Annotated in this window: 24 protein-coding genes; 11 read left to right on the forward strand and 13 right to left on the reverse strand. The window is 71.9% G+C overall.

Annotated elements, in window-relative coordinates; translation table 11 throughout:
* Positions 1 to 2 precede the first annotated feature (2 nt).
* The 6 genes from BV453_RS07585 to BV453_RS07610 are packed head-to-tail and all read left to right on the forward strand — an operon-like array spanning position 3 to position 5,402.
* Positions 3 to 785 carry a 6-phosphogluconolactonase gene (locus BV453_RS07585; protein WP_025104119.1) on the forward strand — a complete coding sequence of 261 codons (783 nt, stop codon included), beginning with the start codon at positions 3 to 5 and terminating at the stop codon, positions 783 to 785.
* Entirely contained in the window at positions 782 to 1,963 is a 1,182-nt protein-coding gene (locus BV453_RS07590) for an N-acetylglucosamine-6-phosphate deacetylase (RefSeq protein ID WP_249521281.1), read from the forward strand. Before BV453_RS07585 ends, BV453_RS07590 begins: the two co-directional genes overlap by 4 nt.
* The gene (gene manD / locus BV453_RS07595) at positions 1,960 to 3,198 is read left to right on the forward strand and encodes a D-mannonate dehydratase ManD (protein ID WP_136051158.1); all 1,239 of its coding nucleotides are present in this window, start codon (positions 1,960 to 1,962) and stop codon (positions 3,196 to 3,198) included. The genes BV453_RS07590 and manD overlap by 4 nt, the downstream gene beginning before the upstream one ends.
* Positions 3,195 to 3,686: a gluconokinase gene (locus BV453_RS07600; protein ID WP_249521282.1), complete on the forward strand. Its 492-nt coding sequence runs from the start codon at positions 3,195 to 3,197 to the stop codon at positions 3,684 to 3,686. Before manD ends, BV453_RS07600 begins: the two co-directional genes overlap by 4 nt.
* Positions 3,687 to 3,735: 49 nt before the next feature.
* The gene (locus BV453_RS07605; protein WP_249521283.1) at positions 3,736 to 4,557 is read left to right on the forward strand and encodes a hypothetical protein; all 822 of its coding nucleotides are present in this window, start codon (positions 3,736 to 3,738) and stop codon (positions 4,555 to 4,557) included.
* Positions 4,554 to 5,402, forward strand: a complete 849-nt coding sequence (locus tag BV453_RS07610) for an SMP-30/gluconolactonase/LRE family protein (RefSeq protein WP_249521284.1) — start codon at positions 4,554 to 4,556, stop codon at positions 5,400 to 5,402. Before BV453_RS07605 ends, BV453_RS07610 begins: the two co-directional genes overlap by 4 nt.
* A 262-nt stretch (positions 5,403 to 5,664) precedes the next feature.
* Here BV453_RS07610 and BV453_RS07615 read toward each other — a convergent pair whose 3' ends face one another.
* Together BV453_RS07615 and BV453_RS07620 are read right to left on the reverse strand one after the other, a co-directional pair.
* Positions 5,665 to 6,522, reverse strand: a complete 858-nt coding sequence (locus BV453_RS07615) for a fumarylacetoacetate hydrolase family protein (RefSeq protein WP_085604440.1) — start codon at positions 6,520 to 6,522, stop codon at positions 5,665 to 5,667.
* A 10-nt stretch (positions 6,523 to 6,532) separates the two neighbouring features.
* Positions 6,533 to 7,507, reverse strand: a complete 975-nt coding sequence (locus tag BV453_RS07620) for a C-terminal binding protein (protein WP_085604437.1) — start codon at positions 7,505 to 7,507, stop codon at positions 6,533 to 6,535.
* A gap of 77 nt (positions 7,508 to 7,584) precedes the next feature.
* Between BV453_RS07620 and BV453_RS07625 the strand changes: the two genes are divergently transcribed.
* Together BV453_RS07625 and BV453_RS07630 are read left to right on the forward strand one after the other, a co-directional pair.
* Positions 7,585 to 8,334, forward strand: a complete 750-nt coding sequence (locus BV453_RS07625; protein ID WP_249521285.1) for an SDR family NAD(P)-dependent oxidoreductase — start codon at positions 7,585 to 7,587, stop codon at positions 8,332 to 8,334.
* Positions 8,327 to 8,677, forward strand: a complete 351-nt coding sequence (locus BV453_RS07630; RefSeq protein WP_062633303.1) for a nuclear transport factor 2 family protein — start codon at positions 8,327 to 8,329, stop codon at positions 8,675 to 8,677. The genes BV453_RS07625 and BV453_RS07630 overlap by 8 nt, the downstream gene beginning before the upstream one ends.
* Positions 8,678 to 8,746: 69 nt before the next feature.
* Here the strand turns inward: BV453_RS07630 and dinB are convergent, their stop codons facing one another.
* The 11 genes from dinB to BV453_RS07685 all read right to left on the reverse strand — a co-directional run bounded on the left by dinB (position 8,747) and on the right by BV453_RS07685 (position 22,983).
* On the reverse strand, positions 8,747 to 9,943 hold the full coding sequence (dinB, locus tag BV453_RS07635; protein ID WP_249521286.1) for a DNA polymerase IV: 1,197 nt from the start codon (positions 9,941 to 9,943) through the stop codon (positions 8,747 to 8,749).
* A gap of 61 nt (positions 9,944 to 10,004) precedes the next feature.
* Complete coding sequence (locus BV453_RS07640) at positions 10,005 to 10,808, reverse strand: SDR family NAD(P)-dependent oxidoreductase (protein ID WP_249521287.1); 804 nt, start codon at positions 10,806 to 10,808, stop codon at positions 10,005 to 10,007.
* 1 nt (position 10,809) lies between these two features.
* Positions 10,810 to 11,886, reverse strand: coding sequence for an enolase C-terminal domain-like protein (locus BV453_RS07645; protein WP_249521288.1), 1,077 nt, complete (start codon positions 11,884 to 11,886; stop codon positions 10,810 to 10,812).
* A complete protein-coding gene (locus BV453_RS07650) occupies positions 11,883 to 12,641 on the reverse strand; it encodes an SDR family NAD(P)-dependent oxidoreductase (RefSeq protein WP_249521289.1) in 759 nt (252 codons plus the stop codon). The genes BV453_RS07645 and BV453_RS07650 overlap by 4 nt, the downstream gene beginning before the upstream one ends.
* 111 nt (positions 12,642 to 12,752) lie before the next feature.
* Positions 12,753 to 14,141 (reverse strand): hypothetical protein, encoded by a 1,389-nt coding sequence (locus BV453_RS07655; RefSeq protein ID WP_249521290.1) that lies wholly within the window; start codon positions 14,139 to 14,141, stop codon positions 12,753 to 12,755.
* A gap of 34 nt (positions 14,142 to 14,175) precedes the next feature.
* The gene (locus BV453_RS07660) at positions 14,176 to 16,395 is read right to left on the reverse strand and encodes a peptidase C14 (protein WP_249521291.1); all 2,220 of its coding nucleotides are present in this window, start codon (positions 16,393 to 16,395) and stop codon (positions 14,176 to 14,178) included.
* A complete protein-coding gene (locus BV453_RS07665; protein ID WP_249521292.1) occupies positions 16,392 to 18,152 on the reverse strand; it encodes an ABC transporter ATP-binding protein in 1,761 nt (586 codons plus the stop codon). The genes BV453_RS07660 and BV453_RS07665 overlap by 4 nt, the downstream gene beginning before the upstream one ends.
* On the reverse strand, positions 18,149 to 18,997 hold the full coding sequence (locus tag BV453_RS07670) for an ABC transporter permease (protein ID WP_249521293.1): 849 nt from the start codon (positions 18,995 to 18,997) through the stop codon (positions 18,149 to 18,151). The genes BV453_RS07665 and BV453_RS07670 overlap by 4 nt, the downstream gene beginning before the upstream one ends.
* Positions 18,990 to 19,952 carry an ABC transporter permease gene (locus BV453_RS07675; protein WP_126894538.1) on the reverse strand — a complete coding sequence of 321 codons (963 nt, stop codon included), beginning with the start codon at positions 19,950 to 19,952 and terminating at the stop codon, positions 18,990 to 18,992. The genes BV453_RS07670 and BV453_RS07675 overlap by 8 nt, the downstream gene beginning before the upstream one ends.
* A 1-nt stretch (position 19,953) precedes the next feature.
* Positions 19,954 to 21,489: an ABC transporter substrate-binding protein gene (locus tag BV453_RS07680; RefSeq protein WP_249521294.1), complete on the reverse strand. Its 1,536-nt coding sequence runs from the start codon at positions 21,487 to 21,489 to the stop codon at positions 19,954 to 19,956.
* Positions 21,490 to 21,621: 132 nt separating this feature from the next.
* Entirely contained in the window at positions 21,622 to 22,983 is a 1,362-nt protein-coding gene (locus tag BV453_RS07685) for an MFS transporter (RefSeq protein WP_249521295.1), read from the reverse strand.
* A gap of 152 nt (positions 22,984 to 23,135) precedes the next feature.
* Between BV453_RS07685 and BV453_RS07690 the strand changes: the two genes are divergently transcribed.
* Genes BV453_RS07690 through BV453_RS07700 form a run of 3 tightly spaced genes read left to right on the forward strand, consistent with a single transcriptional unit; the run spans position 23,136 to position 25,569 of the window.
* Entirely contained in the window at positions 23,136 to 23,786 is a 651-nt protein-coding gene (locus BV453_RS07690; RefSeq protein WP_249521296.1) for a GntR family transcriptional regulator, read from the forward strand.
* An 8-nt stretch (positions 23,787 to 23,794) separates the two neighbouring features.
* Positions 23,795 to 24,637, forward strand: coding sequence for an SDR family NAD(P)-dependent oxidoreductase (locus BV453_RS07695; RefSeq protein ID WP_249521297.1), 843 nt, complete (start codon positions 23,795 to 23,797; stop codon positions 24,635 to 24,637).
* A 20-nt stretch (positions 24,638 to 24,657) separates the two neighbouring features.
* The gene (locus BV453_RS07700; protein ID WP_249521298.1) at positions 24,658 to 25,569 is read left to right on the forward strand and encodes a phosphotransferase; all 912 of its coding nucleotides are present in this window, start codon (positions 24,658 to 24,660) and stop codon (positions 25,567 to 25,569) included.
* Positions 25,570 to 25,580: the final 11 nt, after the last annotated feature.

Here is a 25,580-nt window from a genome sequence, read left to right on the forward strand (position 1 = left end):
TCATGAGCACGACGACGTTCGCCCTGCACGCCCATCCCGACCGCATCGCGATGGGCGCTGCCGCCGCCCGATCCGCGGCGCAGACCCTGCGCGAGGCCGTCGCCGCCCGCGGCTCGGCGCGGATGATCGCCGCCGCGGCCCCCAGCCAGCTCGACGTGTACCGCGCGCTCGCCACCGAGCCCGAGGTGCCGTGGGACCGCATCACGATCCTGCACATGGACGAGTACCTGGGGCTCGACGCCGCCGCACCGCAGCGATTCGGCACCTGGCTGCGCACCCACCTCGTCGACGTCGTGCACCCCGCCGCGTTCCACCCGATGCACACCGAACGCGGCGCCGCGGCGGCCGCGGCCGAGTACGCCGAGCTGCTCGCGGAAGCACCGATCGACCTGGTCTGCCTGGGCATCGGCGTGAACGGCCACATCGCCTTCAACGACCCGCCCGACGCCGACCTCGGCGACCCGTGCCCCGTGCGCACCGTGCAGCTCGACCTCGCCAGCCGCGTGCAGCAGGTCGACGACGAGTGCTTCGACACTCTCGACGCCGTGCCCACGCACGCGCTCACCCTCACCATCCCCGCCCTGCTCGCCGGCGCGCACCTCGTGTGCGCCGTCCCCGACGCGCGCAAGGCCGAAGCCGTGCGCGCCCTCGTCGAGGAGCCGATCAGCGCCCGCTGGCCGTGCACCGTGCTGCGCCGCCACTCCTGCTGCGAGGTGCACGTCGACCGCGACGCCGCCTCCCTGCTGCACCCCGCCCGGGTCGAGACCGCGCAGGCGGCGCGATGACCGCGCTCACCCTCCACGGACGGAACGCCCTCGGCACCGGCGGACTCGACGTCGTCGTGGAGCACGGCCGCATCGGCGCCCTCACCCCCGTCGCCGACCCGGGCGACGGGGCCCCGTGGATCGGTCCCGGGCTCATCGACCTGCAGGTCAACGGGCACCGCGACGGCGACGCGAACGCGATCGTCCCGGACCCGGCGCACATCGTCGCGATGGCCGCGTCGCTTGCGGAGCACGGGGTGACCCGCTTCCTCCCCACCGTCATCACAGCCTCCGCCGACGACATGGTCGCCCGCATCCGCGCCGTCGCCGCGGCCGTGCGCACCTCCGCCGCCACCTCCCGCGCGGTCGCGGGCATCCACGTCGAGGGCCCCAGCCTCTCGGAGCAGGACGGACCCCGCGGCGTGCACCCGCTCGCACACATCCGCCCTCCGTCCCTCGCCGAGCTGCAGTCCTGGCTCGACGCGGCCCCCGGACTCCTGCGCGTCGTGACGCTCTCTCCGCACCACCCCGGCTCCGTCGAGGCGACCCGCTTCCTCGTCGCCCACGGGGTGCGGGTCGCCGTCGGACACACGCACGCCTCCGACGCCGAGATCGCCGCGGTCGTCGATGCGGGCGCCACCCTCTCCACGCACCTCGGCAACGGCGCGCACGCCGTGCTCCCCCGTCATCCGAACTACCTGTGGACCCAGCTCGCCGAGCCCCGCCTCGCCGCGGGGGTGATCGCCGACGGCCACCATCTGCCGGACGCGACCCTCGCGACCATGATCGCCGCCAAGCGCGACCACGGCCTCTTCCTCGTCAGCGACGCCGTCGCCACCCCGGCGGCCCTCCGCGACGGTGGCGTCTCCACAGTCGGCGGCGGCGTGCACCTCGCCGACGACGGCGCCCTGCGCCACCTCTCCACCGGATTCCTCGCCGGCTCCGTGCAGACGCTCGACGTCGGCGTGGCCACCGTCGCCCGGCTCACCGGCTCACTCGCCACCGCGATGCGCCTCGCCACCGCGGCCCCCGCCGCCGTGCTCGACGACGGGCCGCACTGGCGACCGGGCGCCCGGGCCGACGTGCTGCTCTTCGACTGGCGGCCCGGCGACACCCGCATCACCCCGCTCGAGGTGCACATCGCCGGCGAGCTGATCCAGACCACGACCGGCGCACCGGCCTCGGGAGGCATCGCATGACCATCGACAAGGCCGAGGTGATCGTCACCAGCCCGGACCGCAACTTCGTCACGCTGAAGATCACGACCGCGGACGGCGTCACCGGACTCGGCGACGCGACGCTGAACGGCCGGGAGCTCGCCGTCGTCGCCTACCTCCGCGAGCACGTCGTCCCCCTGCTGCTCGGCGCCGACGAATCCCGCATCGAGGACACCTGGCAGTTCCTCTACCGCGGCGCGTACTGGCGCCGCGGCCCGGTGACCATGGCCGCCATCGCCGCCGTCGACATGGCCCTGTGGGACATCAAGGGCAAGGTCGCCGGACTCCCCGTGTACCAGCTGCTCGGAGGCGCCTCCCGGGGCGGCCTCCTCGCCTACGGACACGCCTCCGGCAAGGAGCTCCCGGAGCTGTTCGACTCGATCAGGGCGCATCAGGAGCAGGGGTACCGGGCCATCCGCGTGCAGACCGGGGTGCCGACCCTCCGCGCCATCTACGGGATCGCCGCCCAAGGGGCCGACGTCGGCGACGCGACCGTGCGGTACGACCACGAGCCGGCCCGCCGCGGCGCGCGCCCGGTGGAGGAGGACTGGGACACCGGTGCCTACCTGCGGCACCTCCCCGGAGTGTTCGACGCGGTGCGCCAAGAGTTCGGACCGGACCTGCCGCTCCTGCACGACGGCCACCACCGGATGACCCCTATCCAGGCCGCCCGCCTCGGGAAGGACCTCGAGCCGTACGACCTCTTCTGGCTGGAGGACTGCACGCCGGCCGAGAACCAGGAGGCCCTGCGGCTCGTCCGCCAGCACACCACCACGCCCCTCGCGATCGGCGAGATCTTCAACACCGTCTGGGATTTCAAGGACGTCATCCGCGACCAGCTCATCGACTACGTGCGCGGAGCGGTCACCCACATGGGCGGCATCACCGCCCTGAAGAAGACCCTCGACTACGCCGCGATGTACCAGATCAAGTCCGGCATGCACGGGCCGACCGACATCTCGCCGGTCGGCATGGCGGCCGCCATGCACCTCGGACTCGCCATCCACAACTTCGGCATCCAGGAGTACATGCGGCACGGGACGCGCACCGACCAGGTCTTCCAGCAGTCGTTCACCTGGACGGACGGCTACCTGCACCCCGGTGACGCCCCCGGTCTCGGCGTCGCGCTCGACGTCGATGAAGCGGGGAAGTACCCGTACGCCCAGGCCTACCTGCCGTACAACCGTCTGCTCGACGGGACGGTCCACGACTGGTGACATCTCCGCGGCCGATCGTCGTGATGGGGGTGTCCGGCGTGGGTAAGACCACGGTCGGGCGCGAGCTCGCCCAGCGGCGTGCCGTCCCGTTCATCGACGCCGACGACCTGCATGGGCCGGCCAACGTCGCCAAGATGCGCTCGGGCACCCCGCTGGACGACGCCGACCGCTGGCCGTGGCTCGACCGGGTGGGCGACCACCTCGCGGCCGCGGGCGAGGTGGTCGTCGCGTGCTCCGCCCTGCGGCGGGCCTACCGCGACCGCCTCCGCGCCTGTGCACCCGGGACGTGGTTCGTCAGCCTCGTCGGGAGCCCCGCGCGCATCGCCGCGCAGATCGACGGCCGGACCGGGCACTATATGCCGCCCGATCTCCTGCGCTCGCAGCTCGACACCCTCGAACCGCTGGGCGCCGACGAGGCGGGAGTCGTCATCGTCGTGGACGACGCATCCGCCGTCCTCTGCGACCGGATCGTGCGCGCCCTCCCGTGACCGCGCGGGCCCCCGGCGACCCGCCGTCGCGCAGTAGGCTGAACCCATCATGGACGAGTTCATCCGGGGCTTCTGGAACTTCGCGGGTGACTACTGGTGGCTCGTCTTCCCGATCATGGGCATGGCCGGCGGAGTCGCCAAGGCCTGGGAGCGCGGCTCCAAACGTCGGCACGAGCGCCGGCTGGAGGCCCTGCGCATGAAGGCGCAGGTCAAGACCGCCGAGATCGAGGCGCGCGCGGCCGCCCGGCAGGCGAAGCACGGGGGTCCCACCGTCGTCGACACCACGGCCTCCGTGGCGCCCGACGACCTGCTCGCCCGCCTCTTCGCCGAGCACGATGAGATCACCGCGCGGTGGCTGGACTACGAGCTCGACGTCGCCAAGCTCATCGCCTTCCCCGCGATGAGCGACGGCCGCCAGCCGCTGACGGCCGCCTTCCTGCGCGCGAAGAAGACCGCGGACGCGCTGCGTCCGTCCGCCGCCGACGCGAAGCTCACGGAGCAGCAGATCGCGGAGTACCTGCAGGCCGTCGGCGACTATGCGGTCGCGTTCGAGATCGCGGAGAAGGACGCCCGGCGGCTGCGCGACTCGACGTTCACCGAGGCCGAGCGCAAGCGCCTCGACCGCGCGCAGCAGCTCCTCAAGGTCGCCGTGGACGAGTCGGCGACGCAGTCCGAGCGGAACATCGCCTACAAGCGGGTGCGCGAGGAGCTCGACGGCCTCATCCTGCTCTCCGATGAGGCCGTGACCGTGCTCGAGAAGCAGGTGGCGAAGGAGCTTCCGTCCGCCCCTGCCGCAGCGGCGGATCATGCCGACCCCGTCCCGGAGCCGCTGCCCGTGACCGACCCTCGACGGACGGCGGAGGGCGCATGACTCCCGAGAACGTGACCGGCCCGGTCGCCGTGCACGCCGAGGCCCCGGTCTGGTGTCCCGGGTGGGGCGGCCTGCGCTGGGTCGACGGAGACGCGGGCGACCTGCTCACCCTCCGCGGCGACGAGATCGTCCGCCAGCACATCGACGACGAGTACCTCGCGTTCTTCCGCCCGCGGACGTCGGGGGGCTTCGTGGCGGCGGGCGCGCGCACCCTGTACCTCGCCGACGGCCCCGACGCGGAGGCCCGTCCCGTCGCGACGCTGCTCGACGACGGCCCCGTCCGCATGAACGACGGCTGCTGCGACCCGCGAGGACGACTCCTGGCCGGATCGATGTCCACGGACTCCACCGCGGGTGCCGGGACCGTGCTGCGCATCGACGCCGCCCTCGACGTGACCACGGTGCTCCCCCGCGTGACCTCGTCCAACGGTGTCAGCTACTCCCCGGACGGCCGCCGCGTCTACTACGTGGACACCGACACCGGCCGGATCGACGTGTTCGACGTGAGCGAGGGCGAGCTCCGCGGACGCCGGGTGTTCGCGCACATCCCCGAAGACGACGGCGTGCCCGACGGCCTCACGGTCGCCGCGGACGGCAGCGTCTGGGTCGCGCTGTGGGGCGGGAGCCGCGTGCGGGGGTTCGAGCCGTCCGGGGCCGTGCGCGAGGACATCGTGCTGCCGGTGCCCCAGGTCAGTGCCTGCACCTTCGGCGGCGACGACCTCGGCACGCTCTTCATCACGACCTCCGCGCAGGGCCTGCCGTCCGATCACGGCACCGCCGCGGGGTCGGTGTTCGCGGTGCGCCCTGGGGTGCACGGCCTCCCGGTCCTCCCCTTCGCCGGCTGACCCCCGCGCGGGCTCGGGCGCTCGCGCGGCATCAGGCACTTTTCGCCTCCAGCCGCCTGAGCCCGCGCGGATGCCTGTGTACCCGTGGATGCCTGAGCCGCCGGGCGCTCGCGGCACCAGGCTGTCGCGCGAAAGCAGGCCCCTTTCCCCTCCACCGGCCTGAGCCTGCGCGGGTGCCTGAGCCCGCGCGGGCGTCCGGGAGAGACCTCTACCCGGGACACGGTTGCACTCAGCGAAAGGAACCGTGCCCCGGGCACAGGCCTCACCCGAGACGGACCCGCTCCGTGCGCTGGTGCTGGCGGCCGAGTCGCTCGATCTCGATGGTCATCTCGTCGCCGTCCTGCAGGTAGGGGAAGCGTCCGGACAGCGCGACACCCTGCGGAGTGCCGGTGTTGATGACGTCGCCGGGTTCGAGCACGAGGTAGTGACTGAGCTCGTGCACCAGCTGGAGCACGGGGAAGATCATGTCGGCGGTGGAGGAGTCCTGCCGCGGCTCGCCGTTCACGAAGGACCGCAGGCGCAGCGCCTGAGGGTCGACCTCGTCCGCGGGGACCAGTGCCGGGCCGAGGGGGTTGAACGTCTCGGAGCACTTCCCCTTCGACCACTGTCCGCCGGAGACCTCGAGCTGGTACGCCCGCTCGGACACGTCGTTCGAGATGGTGTAGCCGGCGATCACGTCGCGCGCGGCCTCGGCGGAGGGCAGGTACCGCGCCGTCCGGCCGATGACGACCGCGAGCTCGACCTCCCAGTCGACCTTCTCGGCTCCCGGCGGCAGGAGCACGACGTCGTCCGGCCCCACGACCGTGTTCGGGTGCTTGAAGAACACCACCGGGTGTGCGGGCGGCTCGGCACCGGACTCCGCCGCGTGCGCCGCGTAGTTCTGTCCGATGCAGATCACCGCGGTCGGCCGTGCCACAGGGGCACCGACGCGCAGCCCCGTAGTCTCCGCCTTCGGCAGCGAGCCGTCGGCGAGTGCCGCCCGCACGCGGGCGATGCCGTCCGCGGCGAGGAACGCGCCGTCGATGTCGCGGGTCAGGGAGCCGAGATCGCGCACCGCGCCCTCGTCATCGCGGACGTAGGGGCGCTCGTGGCCGATCGCGCCGAGTCGCAGCAGTTCCATGGGAGTCCTCTCAGCGCGCGGCCGCGAAGGCCGGGTTGACGATGGGCACGGCCTCGCCGGCGAGCGAGCGGATCACGTTCTCGGCGGCGTGCACGGGAAGATCCGCCAGGGCCTCCGGGGAGTACCAGGCGGCGTGCGGCGTGAGCAGCACGGTGTCGAGCGCCCGCAGCGCGGAGGTGCCGGGGAGCGGCTCCTCCGCGAAGACGTCGAGAGCGGCACCGGCGAGCCGGCCGTCGCGGAGCGCCGCGGCCAGGGCATCCTCGTCGATGAGCGGCCCCCGGCAGGTGTTCACGATCACGGCGTCCCGCTTCATCGTCGCCAGGGCCGCGGCGTCGATGAGATGGCGGGTCTCGTCCGTCAGCGGCACGTGCAGGGTGAGGATGTCGGCGCGGGCGATCGCCGACGGGATGTCCACAGGCTCGCAGCCCGCGTCGCGCACGGCGTCGTCGGAGGCATACGGGTCGGCCACCAGCACACGGAAGCCGAGCGCCCGACACCCGCGGGCGACGATCGATCCGATGCGCCCGAAGCCGAGCACCGACACGGTGGTGGAGGACGGCCGCACGGCGAGCGGCCGGGCGTCGACGGCCTTCCAGACGCCCTCCCGTACGGCCCGGTCGTAGGCGGAGAGGCCGCGGGCCTGGGTCATGATCATCGCGACGGTGTGCGCGGCGACCTCTTCGATGCAGTAGCTCGGCGTGTTCGCGACGGCGATGCCACGGGCCGTGGCGGCCTCGACGTCGATCATGTCGTAGCCGATGCCGACACGGCTGATGAAACGGAGGTTCGGCAGGCGGTCCATGAGGTCGCCGTCGATGCGCGCCCACTGCACGACCAGGGCCTCGGCGTCGGCTCCGGCGGCGGCGATGTCGTCCGGGCTCCCGGAGGCGGCCCGCTCGGCACGGAGGCCGGCGGCGCGGAGGGTGTCTTCGATGACGGTCCCGGGGAGGTCGCAGTCGGTGACGAGGATGAGCGGCGCGGTCATGGATGCGATGCTATAGCATCTAGCAACTTCTCGTACAGCGCTGCCCGGAGAGCCGGTTCTTGCTATAGCGTTTAGTCATGACTGTTCGCCGCGCACTCGTCACGGGCGCCAGTTCCGGAATCGGAACCGCCGCCGCCCTCGAACTCGCCCGCGAGGGCGTCGCCCTCTGGATCACCTACGCCGGACGGGAGGCCGAAGCCGCACGCGTGGCGGAGGAGTGCCGCGCCGCGGGCTCGCCGGACGTCCATGTGTCGCGCCTCGACCTCCGCGACCCCGACTCCATCACGGCGCTCATCGCCGAGATCACGGACGCCTGGGGCGACCTGCACGTCCTCGTCAACAACGGCGGCGTCTGCCCCTACACCCCGTACCCCGAGATCGACATCGAGGAGTGGGACTTCGTCCTGGAGACGAACGCCCGCGGCACCTTCCTGCTCACCCGCGCGGCGCTCCCCCTGCTCCGGGCCGCCGACGGCGACCGCTCGGTCATCAACATCGCCTCGATCGCCGGGCAGGTCGGCGCGCTGCAGACGGGCATCCACTACGCGGCCAGTAAGGGGGCGATCCTCGCGATCACCCGCAGTTTCGCCCGGCACCTCGCCGCCGAGGGCATCCGCGTCAACGCCGTCACGCCCGGCCCGGTCGCCAGCGCGATCACGGATCAGCTCCAGGGCGAAGGCCGCGCGAAGCTCGAGTCGGGCATCCCGCTCGGTGCGTTCGGGCAGCCGGAGGACGTCGCCTGGATCATCGCGTCGCTCGCCTCGGAGCGGGCCCGCTTCATCACCGGAGCCACCTACGACGTCAACGGAGGAGTTCGCATTGACTGACCGCACCGCCCAGGACCGTTCTGCCCTCGACACCGTGCAGGCGCAGCTCGACGCCTTCAACGCCCACGACCTCGACGCCTTCGTCGCGACCTATGCCGACGACGCCGTGGTCACCGGGGTCGCGCCGGAACCCCTCGTCGGGTCGGCCGCGATCCGCGCCTTCTACGAGCCGCGGCTGCAGAACCCGGAGCTCTCCTGCGTGATCGACACGAGCGTCCTGTTCGGCTCCCGCTGGGTCGTCGCCCAGGAGCGCGTCATCAACGCCGGCGTCGCGACGGAGACCATCGCGACGTTCGACGTGGTCGACGGCGTGATCTCGCGGGCGTCGATGCTCAAGGCCTGACCCGCTTCGAATCGCCCGATTGGCTGTATTTCCGGCCGAAATGGGACCAGTCAAGCGATTCGAAAGGGGTCAGTGGTGCTCCGGCAGCACCGGGGACGACCAACCGGGGTCTCGGCCGAGCTGAGCGGCACGGGAGACCGAGGCGGAGCCGTAGCGGTCGCGGAGCGTGTCGAGCACGGTGTCGAGGCGGGACTCGTCGCCCCAGTCGATCGGCAGCTCGGGCGGGACGCTGTCCGCCGCGTCGAGCTGGGTGAGCGAGAGGCCGAGCAGGGTGATGCCGCGGCCGCTGATCTCGGGCTGCGCCGCGGCGAGGAGCGTGCGGGCGACGGCGAGCAGCACGGCGGTGCGGTCGGTCGGCGCGCGCAGCGACCGCGAACGAGTGGCCTTCGCGAAGTCGCCGAAGCGCAGCCGCAGCACCACCGTCCGACACACGCGCTCGCCGTCGCGGAGACGCCGCGCGAGCCGGTCGACGATCTGCGTGAGGATGACGTCGAGCTCCTCCGCCGGCCGCGGACGGACACCGAGCGCCCGCTGCGACCCGATCGACCCGCGGCGCCGCGTCGTGTCCACGGGGCGGGGGTCCCGCAGGCGGGCGAGAGCATGGACGTGCGCTCCGGCCGCCTTGCCGAGCATGCGCTCCGCGGTCGCGGCCTCGAGCTCCGCGAGCTGTCCGACCGTGCGGATGCCGTAGCGGTGCAGCTTCTCCGCCGTCACCGCGCCGACTCCCCACAGCCGCTCGACGGGGAGCGGCAGCAGGAACTCCTCCTCCCGGTCGGGCTCGACGACGAGAAGTCCGTCGGGCTTGCTGACCGCACTCGCGACCTTGGCGAGGAACTTCGTGCGGGCGACGCCGACCGAGATGGCCAGGCCCGCCTCGGCGCGCACCCGCTCCCGCAGCCGGATGGCGATGGCCTCGGGAGTGCCGGCGATGCGACGCAGACCGCCGACCTCGAGGAACGCCTCGTCGATCGAGAGACCCTCCACGAGCGGGGTGGTGTCGCGGAAGATGCGGAAGACGTCCTTGCTGGCCGCGGAGTAGGCCTCCATGCGCGGCGGGACGACGACGGCGTCGGGACACAGTTCCCGCGCCTGCCGCCCGCCCATCGCGGTGCGGACGCCCCGCGCCTTCGCCTCGTAGCTCGCGGCCAGCACGACCCCGCCGCCGACGATCACCGGACGCCCGCGGAGCTCCGGCGCATCACGCTGTTCCACCGAGGCATAGAACGCATCGAGATCGGCGTGCAGAACCGTCGCTTCCCCGCGCATCCCGTTCTCCCGTCGACGAGCGGATCGTCGCACGGACCGGGGACATCGGCGTGGCAAGGGCTCAGGAAGCCGGGGGCGCCTCGAACCGCTCCCGCAGCGCGGGGTCGAGCGTGATGTCCCCGAACGACGCCGTCCACGCTCCGTCCACCGCGATGGACTGCCCGGAGAGGTAGGGGGCCTCGTCGGAGAGCAGGAACGCCGTCACCGCGGCGACCTCCTCCGCACGGGCGATGCGTCCCATCGGCGGACCCTCCGCGAGCAGGCGCTCCTCCGCCGCAGGGTCGGCCGCCCGCGCGATCTGCGCCTCCAGATGCGGAGTGCGCACGCCGCCCGGCGCGACGGTGTTCGCTCGTATGCCCAATCCGCCATATGTCACGGCGACGCTGCGGCTCAGGGCGTCGATGCCGCCCTTCGTGAACTCGTAGGCCGCGTGGTCCACGAAGCTCGACCGCCCGTGGATCGAGCCGATGTTCACGATCGCCCCGGCGACGCCCTGATCGAGGAACGCGGACACGGCGGTCGAGCAGCCCCAGAGGTAGCCGAAGCCGTTGATGTCGACGATCTCGCGCACGACCGTCTCGTCGAGCTCGTGCAGCGGCGTGCGCTTCGTGATGCCGGCGTTGTTGACCCAGCCGGCCAGCGGAGCCCTCGCGCGCGCGGCGGCGGCGGCACGCTCGTGGGCGCTCCGATCGGAGGCGTTGCCGAGCACGACCTCGGCGACGATCCCCTCCTCCACCGTCCCGGAGCCGGGAGAGCGTTCGAGCCCGACCACGATCCAGCCGTCGGCGGTGAGCCGCGCGGCCACCGCGCGGCCGATGCCCTTGCCGCTGCCGGTGACCACGACGCTGCGCGGGGAAGGTGTCATGTCAGTCCCTCTCGAATCGGAAGACGGCGGGATCGAGGCCGAAGCCGAGCCCCGGAGCCGTGGGGGGCGTGACGGTGCCCGCGAACTGCGGCCCGCCCGTGACGAACGAGGGCGCGGGGTCGTAGGGATTCACCCCGCGGGCGAAGGTCTCCACCTGGATGCCGAGGTGGGCCGTGACCTCGGGGTACACGTGTCCGGACACCGGGACGCCGCGCTCTGCCGCCCAGGCGATGAGCTCGCGCGCGGGGGTGATGCCGCCGATCGCCACGACGTCGAGGCGCAGCGCCTCGACCTCGCCGACCTCGACGAGAGCCCGGAGCACGGCGGGGTCGGTCACCTCGTCGCCCACCGCCACCGGCAGCCCGGTCTCCCGGCGGATGCGGGCGACACCGGCCGCGTCCTCGGGGAGCAGCGGATCCTCCAGCCAGGCCAGGCGCGGCTCGCCCCACTGCGCGACCTCCGCCACGGCGGACTCCGCGTCGGGCCAGCCGAAGCCCACGTCCACCACGAGTCCGGTCGATGACGGCAGCTCCGCGCCGAGGATCGCGAGCAGTTCGCGCATGTATGCCGGATCGGGAATGCGCGAGATCTTCACCTGCGCCCAGCCCTCCGCCTGCGCGAGCACCTCGTCCGCGACCTCCCGCGGCGGGCGCTGCGGAGACGGATACGCGGCGACGAGCATCCCCTCCCGCGGGGCGTCACCCGTGCCGAGCAGGGTCCACAGCGGCACGCCGGCGCGACGGGCCGCGACGTCCCACAGGGCGATGTCGACGAGACCGATCGCCCGCCGCACGAGTCCCACCCGTCCGACGATCGCGCTGCCGCGGAGCATCCGGTCCCACGCGGCCGCCGGGTCGTCGGCGTCGAGCCCCACCGCGTGCGGAGCCACCAGGCGGTCGACGATCTCCGCCATCGGGGCCTCGCGCGACAGGCAGTAGGCGAACCCGGTGGTGCCGTCGTCCGCCGTCACCCGCACCGCGGAATACTCCCGCCGCGTGACCGTCATCGCGCCGAGCTGCAGCGGTGCCGGAAGGGGGAGGACCGCCGTGGCCGTGTCGATCCGGGCGATGGCGGTCATTCGGGCTTCTTCGCGAGGGGCACGCCGTAGTCCACCATGAACCCGCCGTCGACGTACAGGGTCTGCCCATTCATGTAACGCGACTGGTCCGACACGAGGAAGCTCACGGCCGCGGCGATCTCACTCGCGTCGGCCAGGCGCTTCGCGGGGATGCGGGACAGGATCGTGTCGAGGCTCAGCGTCCCCTGCTCGACGCCCTGCCGGAACACTCCGGTGTCGACATAGCCCGGGGCCACGGCGTTGACGCGCACCCCTCGCGACGCCCACTCCGCTCCGGCCGTCGAAGTGAGTCCGATGACGGCGGCCTTGGTCGTGGCATACGGCGCCCGCCCCGCGGAGCCTCGCGAGGAGATGGAGGAGATGTTGACGATGCGGCCCTCGCCCCGGTCGAGCATGCGCTTCCCGGCAGCTTGGAGCGCGGAGAACACCCCGTGCAGGTTCACGTCCACGACCGCGGACCACTCGTCCCACGTGAGGTCTTCGATCCCGCGATGCCGCTGGATGCCCGCGTTGTTCACGAGCACCTCGAGGGGCCCGAGCTCCGCCTCGATCTCGCCGAAGACCCGGTCGACGGCGGCATGGTCGGTGACGTCGAGCTCCCGCCACAGGATCCCGGCGGGGTTCTCGCCCGCGGTGAGCCCGGGGACGCGATCGGTCGCGACAACGAGGTAGCCGTCCGCGGAGAGCCGCTGTCCGATCTCCCAGCCGATGCCGGCCGAGCCTCCGGTGACGATGGCGACGGGGCGCGCGGTCATGTCTCTCCTCTGCCTCGGGGATTTGCTATAGCAACTCTATCCCGTTCGAATCGCGCAACTGGTTCGATTTCGGCCGGAAATGGAGCAAAGTGGGCGATTCGAAAGGCGGGACTACCCCAGCAACCCGGCCACGACCGACACGGCGTGGGACTCCAGGAGCTCCAGGGCTCCGGGAGCCAGGGGCGTCTGCCAGGACTGATAGGCGCCGCGGTCGTAGGCCTCGCGGGTCGGGAGATACACGAACCCCGGGCCGTTCGTGAGGTTCATCACCACGATCGGCGTCTCCGGGAACCGCTCCCGCAGGGTCGTCTGCAGCCGCGAGTACGCCTCGCCCGGATGCCCCACGATCACGGCGTCTCCGAGCCGCCACGCCCACACGGGATGCGACACGGTCGGACCGTCGATGTAGCCGTCACGGAGATTCCGCGCCCGTCCGAGGCGCTCCTCCCGCGACCGGGGGTCGATGTCCTTCCACTCCTCCGCGAGCTCGTCCAGAGTGGGCAGGTCGCGCAGCGGCAGCTCGACCGCCGAGACGACTCCCGCCGCCCCGTCGCCGCCGTCCGCCGGGGTCCCGGTCCAGATCGCGAGCGGAGCCCCCGACTCCACGACGCCGTCCAGCGTCAGCTCCTCGCCCGGCACCGGAAGCCCGTCCAGCGCCGCGAGCACCGCGTGCCCGAGTGAGCGTCCGTGCCGGTCGGCCACCGCGACATCGCCGGTGTACTGCTCCCGTGGCGCCAACTCGCCCGAGGCCCCCTGCACGAAGAGGCACGGTGCGCCGGTCGCGGCCTCCACGATCTCGCGCATCGCGCCGACGTAGTCCGGAGACACCTCGCGGTGCTGCCAGGCCAGGGTCGTCGGGTGGCAGGCGTAGTTCACCAGCGTCGCCCGCACCTCCCCGTCGATGCTGATCCGGCCGATGGTCACCGTGTCGTCGGCGGTGCCCTGGGGGTTGTAGCCGACGAGCGCGCGGCCGTCGAGGTCGAGCTCCCGCTCCGCCGCGAGGGTGCAGGTGCCCGTGGTCCACTCGATCAGTCCCGGTCGCGCAGCCTCCAGCGCCTCCCGCCCGGCGGCGATGCCCGCGGCAGCAAGAGCCTCCAGGTACCCGGGGATGAGTTCGCCGCCCGGCAGATGCGCATCCGCGGCGCAGAGCACGGCCCCCGCGTGGGTGTGCGACAGGGAGAGCATGAGCTGATCGGCATCGAGGCCCAGACCGTCGAGGATCGCCCCGCGCACGCCCTGCTCATCGGCGACTCGGCGCCACCAGGTGCCGTCGACGGCGAGCAGCACCCGCGGCCGCTCGTCCGCGGCCACCACGGCGAGCGCGGTCAGCTCGAACGGCCGGTGCGCCCCCTCGGAGCGCTCCCAGTCGGCCGGGCCCCAGTTCTTGGCGCGGATGCCGACGGGCGGCGTGATGTCGCGCCGGGCGACGCCGATGCGCGCCCGCGTGCGGGGGATGCGGATGCGGTCTCCGAGGTGCGTCGCCTCTGCGGTGTCGTTCACGCGTGGTCCTCCCTGATGTCCATGATGCCGTCCGTCACGCGCTCGCCAGCACGTCTGCGATGACGACGCGCGGTCCGGCTTCCGGCAGCGCGGTCTCGACGCCGCGCTCGACGGTGTCGCTGTACAGCAGCGTCGACGGCTCGGCGAACCCGTCCGCCAGCCGCAGTCCTCCGCCGACGAACTGGCTGCCGGTGACGCGGGCGTGGTTGACGCCCGTCCCGATGTCGAGGTGGGCCGCGCCCCGCGGCACTGTCGAGGTCACCCCGCTCACCCGCCAGGTGACGACGCCGGCACCGGCAGCCCTGCTCAGCAGCGCGCCGTCCGTCCGCTCCGTGGACAGCTCGACGCCGTCCAGAGCGACCAGCTGATCGCGCACCGCGGTCGCGGTCAGGCGCACGTCGCGCACGGAACCGCCGCGGATGGTGACCGTGGCGGCGCCGAGCTCGAAGGGCGCACCCGCCGCCGGGCCGCTGAGTCGGCAGTCCACGAACTCGACCGGCCCGGACCCACGGGCCTTGACCCCGTCGATCCCGGTGATCGTGCAGTCCACGAAGCGCACGGGAGCCGTGACCGGGGTCTGCACGAGCACCTGGTCCTTCGGCAGCGCGAAGGTGGAGTCCGCGATCACGGTCGGCCGCGACGAGCGCTGCGACCGCTGTCCGATCGCCAGAAGTCCCGCGGTGCACCCGCGCACCTGGGCGCCGTCGGCGTTGATGGTCATGGTCGCCTGCGGATCGAAGGTCGAGCGGCCGATGACCCGCACGTTCTCCAGCGTCAGATCGCTGATCTTGGTGCCGGCGACGAACCAGGAGCAGACGTGGTCGCGCACCGTGATGCGCTTGGCGGCCGTGCCCCACTGCGCGCCGGAGTTGGCGATGTCCATGAGCCCGGAGTTGCCGATGAAGGTGAGGTCGTGCTCGTACTGGCCGTGCGTGGTGAAGGGGTTGCCGCCCTGATCGTCGCCGTCGCCGTGGCAGTTCTCGACGATGCAGTACGCGCTGGCGGTGAGGTCGTTCAGGTGCCGGGCGTTCGACGACGTGCAGTCGCTGACCCGTCCATAGAGGCTGTAGATCTGCTGCGTGAGGTAGCCCGCACCGCCGTAGAACACGGTCGGCGGGTTCTCCACCGAGCAGCGCTCCGTCGTGAAGTGCGTGTTCCAGCGCCGCATGATCACGGGCCACCAGGTGCGGCTCGCGTGCACGTCGGCGACGTCGCAGTGGATCGCGTACTCGAAGGCGATCGGGTGGGAGCCGGTGAGCTCACGGGAGTCGGGGAAGGAGCCGTCGGTGGGACCGTCGAAGGGTCCGGCGCCGAGGAACCGCATGTTCGCGATGCGCACGCCCGCGACCGGTTCCATCTGCCGCCAGACGAGCTTTCGCCCCTTGTCCAGCGGCCAGCCGTTGAGGTAGTCGATGCGGATGTGGGTGGCGTCGATCTGCTGCGTCACCTGCACGAACCGCTGCAGCTCGCGCTCGTCCGCCCCTCCTCCGGCGACGGGATCGCACTGCACCGCCCACCAGGAATCGACGGGGAACCGGGAGGCATCCGGCACGGCGACCGCGTCGGTCAGCTCGGGCCAGGCCTCGGCCAGCGCATGCTCGACCGTCACGTCCTTCGACACCCCGGTGAAGAACATCACGGCGCCGAACGGGTTGTCGTGCGTGTTCTTCTCGATGCCGTCGGTCGTGATGAGGTGTCCGCCGAAGTCGATCTCGACGTACGACCGGGTGAAGCGGTGCCGTCGCCGGAACAGCAGATCCGTGCTCGCCTCGATCCGGCGGATGCGGGGATCGTTCACCATCGCGGCGAGCGCGTCGTCGGCTGGCTTCTCCGGTCCCGTGATGCCGAAGACGCGGAAGTCGACGGCCCCGTCATGCTGCAGGATCCAGCGGGTGTCGTGCTTCCCCGCGATCACGGTGCCGCCGTTGGGCGCGGTCTTCGCGTTCTCACTGCCCACATACACGAGCAGCCCGGCGTCGCCAGGCTTCCGGTACCCGGCGACGACCGCCACCTCGCCGTCGCGGGCCCGCAGGCGGCCCAGATCGGCGACGGACTCCGCTCGCGTGACGTCCTTGGCGCCGGCGACGACCGGGGCGGCCTGCGCCGGTGCCGTGCTCGCGAGCGCGCCCGCTGTGCCGAGCGCGACCGCGCCGAGCCCGGCCATGAGCGCGCGGCGGCCGGTGGACCGCACCGCCGCGCCGGCACCCGCGGTGTCCGCCGCGGGCCCCGTCCCCTGATCCGTGATGGTCATCATCGTCCTCCTCGTCCGGCGGTCGTCGCGGGGACCGCGCCCGTCTGCCCGCCGTGGGTCTGCCAGAGCGCCGCGGCCTCCGCACGCCGTCGGCGCTCGAGGACCGGGTCGGCGACGGGGATCGCCGCCATGAGCCCGCGCGTGTACTCGTGCTGCGGATTCGCGAAGAGCGCGTCGCGCGCGCCGATCTCGACGATGCGGCCCTGCTGCATCACGGCGACCGTCGAGGACATGTACCGGATCACCGCCAGGTCGTGGCTGATGAAGAGGTAGGTGAGGCCGAGCTCGGCCTGCAGCTCCCGGAGCAGATTGAGCACCTGCGCCTGGATCGACACGTCGAGCGCCGACACCGATTCGTCGAGCACGAGGAAGTCCGGCTCCAGCACGAGCGACCGGGCGATGGACACGCGCTGGCACTGCCCGCCGGACATCGAGCGCGGCAGCCGGTGCGCGAACTCCTCGTCCAGGCGCACGCGGTGCATGGTCTCGCGCACCTTCTCGGCGCGGGAGGCCCGGGTGCCGATGCCGTGGGCGCGCAGCGGCGCCTCGATGATCTGCGCGACGGTCTGCCGCCGGTTCAGCGCCGAGAAGGGGTCCTGGAACACCATCTGCATGCGCTTGCGCAGCCGCCGCAGCTCCTCGCCGCGGAGGTCGTGCGGACGCTGCCCGTCGAAGACGACCGTCCCGCCGTCGATGCCGCCGAGCGCGAGCACGGCCTTCGACACGGTCGACTTGCCGGAGCCCGACTCGCCGACGAGCCCGACCGTCTCGCCACGCCGGATCTGGAACGACACGTCGTCGACCGCGGTCACCGGGCGTCCGGAGCCGAGCGTGAACACCTTCGACACGCCCTGCACGTCCACCAGCACGTCGCCGGACTCCCGCGCCCGGTCCACCGCGCTGATCGACCCGGCCTCGGCGAGCGGCTCCGTCCCGCGTTCGAGCACCTCCGCGGCGGTGCGGATGGGCTGCTGCACGTCCACCGTGAGGTCGACGACCGCGCCGAGGAGCGCCTGCGTGTACGGGTGCTCCGGGGCCGCGTAGATGCGGTCGACCGGGCCCTCCTCGACCACGCGCCCGTGCCGCATCACGTGGATGCGCTCGCAGAACCCGGCGGCGACGCCGAGGTCGTGCGTGATGAGCACGACCGCGGTCCCGTGGTCCTCCGCGAGCCGGTCGAGGAGGTCGATGATCCGGGACTGCGTCGTGACGTCGAGGGCCGTGGTCGGCTCGTCCGCGATGAGCACGGCGGGCCGGGACGACATGGCCATCGCGATCATGACGCGCTGCCGCATCCCGCCGGAGAACTCGTGCGGGTACTGGCCGAGACGCTCCTCAGGGAGCGGCACCCCGACCTCGGTCAGCAGCTCGACGGCCCTGGCGCGGGCGGCCGCCGCCGAGACCCGGTCGTGCAGCCGGATCGCCTCGACGAGCTGGTGCCCGATCGTGCGGACCGGGTTCAGCGACGACATCGGGTCCTGGTAGACCATCGCGATCTCGCCGCCGCGCACGCGGGTCATCTCCCGCGGGCTCAGCGTGAGCAGTTCGCGGTCGCGCAGCCGGATGCTGCCGCCGAGGGTCGCCCCGTCATTCAGCCGCATGATCGACAGCGCCGTGAGCGACTTGCCGGAGCCGGATTCGCCGACGAGGCCGATGCGCTCACCGGGCCGCACCGCGAACGTGATGCCCTGGACGGGCATGACGTCCCCATAGGAGACGGTGAGGTCCTGCACCTGCAGGACGGGCGTGAGGTCGGTCATCGTCCCTTCCCCTTCCGATCGCCACCGAACTGGTCGGCGAGCACGTTGAGCAGCCAGATGGTGACGAAGATGAACAGGGCGGGGAACAGCACGTACCCGATGGACTGGTACATCTTCTGGTAGCCCTGCTGCACGAGCGTGCCCCAGGTGGCCTCGGGCGGCGCGATGCCGAGCCCGACGAAGCTCATCGACGCCTCCAGGAGGATCGCGTTGGCGGCGTTGATGGCCGCCTGCACGACGATCGGCCCCTTGGCGTTCGGCAGCACCTCGGCGAAGAGCAGCCGGCGCGAGGTAGAGCCGAAGGCCACCGCGGCCGTGAAGTAGTCCTCCTGCAGTTCGCTGAGCACCGACGACCGCACGAGCCGCGCGGTGGTCGGCGTGAGGAGCACCCCGATGATGACGGCGAGCTTGACGGGGTCGGCGCCGAAGGCGGAGATGAAGACGAGCGCGAAGAGGATCTGCGGGATCGCCATGACCGTGTCGGCGAGGCGCATGAGGATCTCATCGACCCAACCGCGGGCGAACGCCGCCGCCATGCCCCAGGCGATGCCGAGGACCATGGCCACGAGGGTCGCGCCCCCGGCGATGAACACGGTGAGCTGGCCGCCGTAGAGCACGCGGCTGAAGAGGTCGCGGCCCAGCTCGTCGGTCCCGAAGAGGTGCGCCGCCGAGGGTCCGGCGAACCGGTCGGACGACTGCGCCGCGGGGTCATACGGGGCCAGGAGCGGGGCGAGGACGCAGGCGAGGACGATGATCGTCAGCAGCCCCAGCGGGATCCAGGAGGCGACGGCGACCCGTCGGCGGGGGCGCGCGGAGCGCAGCGCGAGGGTGAGGGTGTCAGCCACGGCTGCTCCTTGCACGAAGACGCGGATCGAGCACCCCGTAGAGGAGGTCGACGATGAGCGTGGTGAGGATGAACATCGCGGAGATCAGCAGCACGACCGACTGCAGCACCGCGTAGTCCCGCTTGAAGACCGCGTCGATCGCGAGCGAGCCGAGCCCGGGGACGCCGAACACGTACTCCACGATCACCACGCCGCCCAGGGTGTAGCCGACGATCAGGCCGAGCATCGTGAGCCCGGGGATCAGGGCGTTGCGGAGCGCGTGGCCGAGCACGACGCCGCTCGCCGACTGTCCCTTGCCCTTCGCGGTGCGGATATAGGGGGCGTCCAGCACCTCGACCATCGAGGCCCGGAGGAACCGCATGAGCAGCGGCGCCGCCGCGAAGGCGAGGGTGAGACCGGGGAGGATCATGCGCACGAGGTTCTCGGCGGGATCCTCCGCGAACGGCGTGTAGCCGCGGGCCGGCAGCACCTTGAGCTGCACCGCGAACACGACGATGAGCACGATGCCGATGAGGAACTGCGGAAGGGCCATGCCCGCGGTCGAGATCGCGGTGAGCACCCGGTCGACCACGCCGAGCGGACGCAGCGAGGCGAACACGGCGGCCGGGGTGGCGATGAGCACGGCCAGGAGCACGCCGATGAGGGTGAGCTCCAGCGTCGCGGGAAGGCGCTGGGCGATGAGCTCCGTCACCGAGTACTGGTTGAAGTAGGACTGACCGAAGTCGCCCGTGAAGACGCCGCCGATCCAGCGCAGGTACTGCTCGATGACGGGGGCGTCGAGGCCGGCCTCTTCCCGGAGCCGGGCGATGGTCTCGGCATCCACGCCCGGCGTCGAGCCGAGGCGGGTGATGACGGGGTCGCCCGGCAGCAGCCGGAGCACGACGAAGACGAGGAGCGAGGTGGCGATCAGCATCGCGATGCTGATCGCCACCCGCCGGAGGACGGAGAGGGCCACGTCAGCCCTTCAGCTGCGCGCCCTCGAGGTGCAGCTGTCCGCCGCCCTCGACCCACACGCCGTCGACCGCCGTGCTGGTGGCGGTGACGACCGTCGACTGCAGGGGCACGATGAGCGGCACCTGCTCGTTGACGATGGTCTGCACGGTGCCCCACTTCTCGGCCCGCGCGGTCTCGTCCGGCTCGGCCACGGCGTCGGCGAACGCCGTCTGGAAGTCGGGGTCGACCCAGTTGCACTCGCACCGCCCCTCCAGGTAGAAGTTCAGCGAGTAGGCCGGCTCGGGCGGGGTGGACTGGAAGTTCGGCACGATGTACCCGGGGTAGCTCTTGCCCGCGGGGTAGAACGCGTCGACCCAGGTGCCGATGTCGTTGTTGTCGATGGTCAGCGTGATGCCGATCTCCTTCAGGCTCGCCTGCAGGATCTCGCCACTCGTGTTCCACTCGGGGTACTGTCCGGCCACGCCCCACCAGGTGAGCGTGCTGCCCTCGGTCACCCCGGCCTCGGCGAACAGCTCCTTCGCCTTGTCCAGGTCGTAGGAGTAGTCGGTCAGCTCGCCGCCGAACCACGGGTTCACCTCGCCGAGCGCGTTGTTCGTCGGCGAGACCGTGCCCTGGCCGTAGTAGGCGGCGTCGAGGATGGCCTCGCGGTCGGTCGCGTACGCGAGGGCCTGCCGGGCGCGCACGTCGTCGAAGGGCGGCGACGTCGTGTCGATCTCCCACGACGGCCACTGGCTCGGGTTCTCGGGCTTCACCAGGGCGATGTCGCCGCCCTCCAGACCCGCCACGTCGCCCTGTGGCACGGACCACAGCACGTCGATGTCGCCGGAACGCAGACCGGTGACGGCGGCGGTGGACTCGGCGGCCTTCACGATCGTGATCTCGTCGAGCGCCGGAGCCTCGCCGAAGTACTCCGGGTTGGGGACGAGCGTGAGGCTGTCGTCCGGAGTGAAGGCGTCCACGACGTACGGACCGGTGCCGATGGGCTCCTTGTCGATGGTGTCGAGTGCGTCGACGTCGATCATCTTCACCCAGACGATGCCCGCGGGGAAGGTCGCGATGGGCTCGGACAGCGTCACCACGACGGTCTTCTCGTCCGGCGCGGTGACGTCGGTGACCATCGAGATCTTGTTCTTCTCCTGCGTCGCCGTGTCCGGGTCGAGGTAGTAGTCGAACGCGGCCACCGCGTCGTCGGCGGTGAAGTCCTCGCCGTTCGAGAACGTCACGCCGTCGCGGAGCGTGAAGGTCCAGGTCTTCTGGTCATCCGACGCCTCCCAGCTCTCGGCGAGATCGCCGACGACCTCGCCGGACTCGTCGGTCTTGGTGAGGCCGTTCCACAGCAGCGGGAACAGCACCTCCTCCCACGCGAACGTGCGGATGGCGGGATTGAGCTGCGGGATGCCCTGCGCGGCGGCGACGGTGAGGGTGCCGCCGTCCTGCGCCTGGCCGTCGGGGGTGGATGAGGTGCTGCAACCAGCGGTGATGAGCGCGGCGGTCAGCAGCATCGCTGCTCCGCCGAGCCGAACACGACGACGCGACATGGGTGCCTCCAAGGTCGGGTGGTGCTTCGGGTAAGGGTGTTGCGCTATAGCATGTAGCAAAAGGCAAACGGCGTCTAGAGCGAACCGGGCCGGCGGGGTCACGTTCTCGTCACGACCGCCGGCCCGAACCGGTCACCGGCGGGCGCTGGACGCTTCGACGGCGAGCGCGGGCGCCGTCGTGAAGTCCGTGCGGCGGCTGAGCACGAAGGCGATCGTCGCTCCGAGCAGCGTGAGCCCCGAGATGAGGAGCAGGCCCCACACCGCCGACCCCGTGGTCTCGCTGATCCAGCCGATCGCGTAGGGTCCCGCGAAGCCGGCGAGGTTGCCGACCGAGTTGATGAAGGCGAGGCCGGCCGCGGCCGCCGTGCCGGTGAGCACCATGGGCGGCAGGCTCCAGAACAGCGGGGTGGTCGAGAAGAGCGCCGACATCCCGACGCACAGCGCGGCGAGCGCGAGCACCGGCGTGCCCTGCGCCGCGACCGCCGCGATGAGCGACAGGGCGGTGATGCTGAGCGTGATGCCGATCTGCAGCGGGATGTTGCCCTGCTTCCGGGCGGCGCGCTCCCACGGCAGCATCACGAGGGCCGCGCACAGGTTCGGCAGCGCCACGAGCCAGCCGGTGGTGGCGTTCGAGAAGTCGCCCATGCTCTTCACGATCGTCGGCAGCCACATCCCCAGCCCGTAGGCACCGAACACGACGCCGAAGAAGAGCACGATGAGCGTCCAGAGGCGGCCGTTGCGGAAGACCTCGCCCAGCCGCAGGCGTCCGTGCCGCTGCTCGGTCGCCTGGGTCTCGGCGGCGAGCGTGTCGGTGATCCAGCGCTGCTCGGCGGGGGTCAGCCAGCGCGCGTCCTGGGGGCGGTCGGGGAGCCAGAAGAACACGACGAACGCGAGGAGCACGGCCGGGACGCCCTGCAGCAGGAAGACGAGCTGCCAGCCCTCGAGCCCCCACAGCCCGTGCAGCTCCAGCATCCAGCCGGACAGCGGCGCGGCGACCGCGTTGGCGATCGGGTTGGAGAGCACGAAGACGGCGAGCACCTGCGTGCGGTACTGCCGCGGGAACCACAGCGTGAGGTAGAGCAGCACGCCGGGGAAGAACCCGGCCTCCGCGATACCGAGGATGAAGCGCGCGATCGCGAACTGGGTCGCGTCCTGCACGAACGCGGTCAGCGCCGCGACGATGCCCCACGAGATCATGATGCGGGCGATCCACTTGCGGGCGCCGAACTTCTCCAGGAGCAGGTTGCTCGGCACCTCGAACAGCAGGTAGCCGATGAAGAAGATGCCCGCCGCGAAGCCGAAGGCGGCCTCGGTGATCTGGAGGGCGGCCGTCATCTCGAGCTTCGCGAAGCCGGCGTTGTTCCGGTCGATGTAGGCGACGAGGTAGAGCAGGCCGAGGAACGGACCGAGTCTCCAGATCGCCTTCTTCATCGCGGCGGCTCCCACCGCATCCTCCGCGGCGCGCGCCTGCGCGAGGGTCTCTCTGCCGGACATGACAACTCCTTCGTCATCGGTTTCGGGTTTTGCTATAGCATCTAGCACCGCGCGGCTCCTGTCCAGTCCCCCGCTCATGCCATAGCATCGACCGAGCGAAGGAGCCCCCGCTCGACGAGCACCGGGCCGCGCGAGATCGAGAAGGGCCCCGGATGCGCAGCGTGTCGGATCAGAACATCGCCGAGCAGGTCACGGACGAGCTGCGGGCGGCGATCCACTCCGGAGAGCTCGCCCCCGGCGAGCGGCTCGTGGAGCGCAAGCTCGCCGACCGTCTCGGCGTCAGCCACATCCCCGTGCGCGAGGCCCTGACCCGGCTCGCCGAGGAGCGCCTCATCACCCGCGAGCCCCGCCGCGGCGCCCGCGTCGCCCAGCTCAGCGCGCAGGACCTGGAGGAAATCTCGAGCCTGCGGATCGTCCTGGAGCAGTTCATGGCGATCCGGGTCCAGGAGCGGTGGAACGACGAGTCGGCGTCCCGGCTGGAAGCGATCATCCAGGCCATGGCGGCGGCGGCGCCGGGCGACGTGGCCGAGGTCCTGCGCCAGGACCGCCTCTTCCACGAGACCCTCGCCGACCTCGCCGAGCACCGGTTCCTCGACGAGCTCAGCGCCCAGCTCCGTGGCCGGATCGCCGGGTTCATCCAGGCGGCCAACTCCGCCCTCGACCCCGCCGAGCAGGAGGAGCACGTGCGCAGCCACCAGCAGATCGTCGACGCCATCGCGACCGGCGATCCGGAGCAGGCGCGCGCGGTGATCGCCGAGCACGTGACCAGGGCCGTCCGCCGCATCACGCCATCGGCCGAGTGAGCGCCGCCGTGGCCGCGCGCACCATCGTCCTGACCGGAGCCTCGGACGGGATCGGAGCCGCCGCCGCCCGCCAGCTCGCCGGATCCCCGCACCGCCTGCTCCTCGTGGGCCGTTCGCCCGACAAGATGCGGGCCGTGGCGGAGGACACAGGCGCGGAGTGGTTCACCGCCGACTTCGCGCGCCTCGACGACGTGCGCGCGCTCGCCGCCCAGCTCGCGGACGCCGTGGGTGCGGAGGGCATCGACGTGCTGGCCAACAACGCCGGCGGCATCTTCGGCGACCGCACCCCCACGGTCGACGGGCACGAGAAGACGATGCAGGTGAACCACCTCGCCCCGTTCCTGCTGACGAACCTCCTGCTCCCGCAGCTGCTCGCCGCCCGCGGCGCGGTCGTGAACACCTCCAGCGTCGCGCATCGCCTCTTCGGGCATCTCGACGTCGACGACCTCGACAACACCCGCCGGTACTCCCCGAACAAGGCCTACGGCGATGCCAAGCTCGCCAACGTCCTGACGGCGAAGAGCCTGCACGAGAAGTTCCATGCGCAGGGGCTCAGCGCGGTGGCCTTCCACCCCGGCACCGTGGCGACGAACTTCGCCGCCGAATCGTCGAGCATCATGCGCCTCGTCTACCGCACCCCGCTGCGCCGCCTCGTCCTCATCGGCAGCGACCGCGGCGGCGCGACGCTGCGCTGGTTCCTCGAGGGAACGCCGGGCGAGACCTGGATCTCCGGCGGCTACTACGACGAGCGCGTCCTCAGCACCCGCGTGAACCCGCAGGTGCACGACCCCGCTCTCGCCGAGGCCCTCTGGCGGCGCAGCGCCGCGCTCGTCGGCGTGGCCGGGGGCTGAGCGCCGTCTACGCTGGGGCGATGGCGCGCCTCGACTGGACCCAGCTCCCTCCCGCTCTCCGAGCCCGGGTCGAGGGGTTCGCGGGCTCCCCGGTGACACGGGCGCAGTCGCAGGACGGCGGCTTCTCCGCGGGACTGGCCTCACGGCTGACCTTCGCCGACGGACGGCGGCTGTTCGTCAAGGCGGTGCAGGAGTCCGCGGAAGGCACGTTCGCGCTCTACGTGCGGGAGGCCGAGGTGCTCGGCGCGATCCCCCGCTCCCTCCCCGCCGCGCACCTCGTCGACGCCTTCACCGCGGACGGGTGGGCGGTGCTTCTCATCGAAGACGTCGAGGGTCGTCATCCGGAACGCTCGGCCACCGCGCCCGACACCGCGCACGTCTTGGATGCGATCGCCGCCCTGGCCACCGCCGAGGCGCCGCGCACGCTTCCCCGCCTCGCCGACGAGCTGCACGACGACTCCGGATCCTGGCGGCGGCTCGAGGAGGCCGGGCTCCTGGAGACGACCACGCCGTGGTGTGCGCAGAACGTCGACCTCCTCCGCACGGCGGCGGAACGCGTGGGCACCGCGGTCGCGGGCGATCGGCTCCTGCACGCCGACCTCCGGGCCGACAACATCCTCATCGAGGACTCCGGCCGCGCACGGCTGCTCGACTGGCCGTGGGCGGCCCGCGGCGCGGGGTGGGAGGACGCCCTCCTGTACCTGCTCGATCTCCGCGTGGAGGACGCCGCGGCCGAGGTCGGCCCCCTGCTCGATCACCCCGTCTTCGCCGGGTCGACCACGCAGGACCATGTCGCCCTCCTGTCCGCCGCGGGCGGCGCCTGGTTCGAGAAGTGCCCTCTTCCCGCGCCGGACGGGATGACGACGCTCCGCGACTTCCAGCGCCGCGAGGCCATCGTCGCCACCGACTGGATCGCCGAGCTCGTCCGCTGATCCTGCCGGAG

This window comes from Microbacterium sp. ER1 (genome assembly GCF_023383675.1).
In the GTDB taxonomy this organism is placed as follows: Bacteria; Actinomycetota; Actinomycetes; order Actinomycetales; family Microbacteriaceae; genus Microbacterium.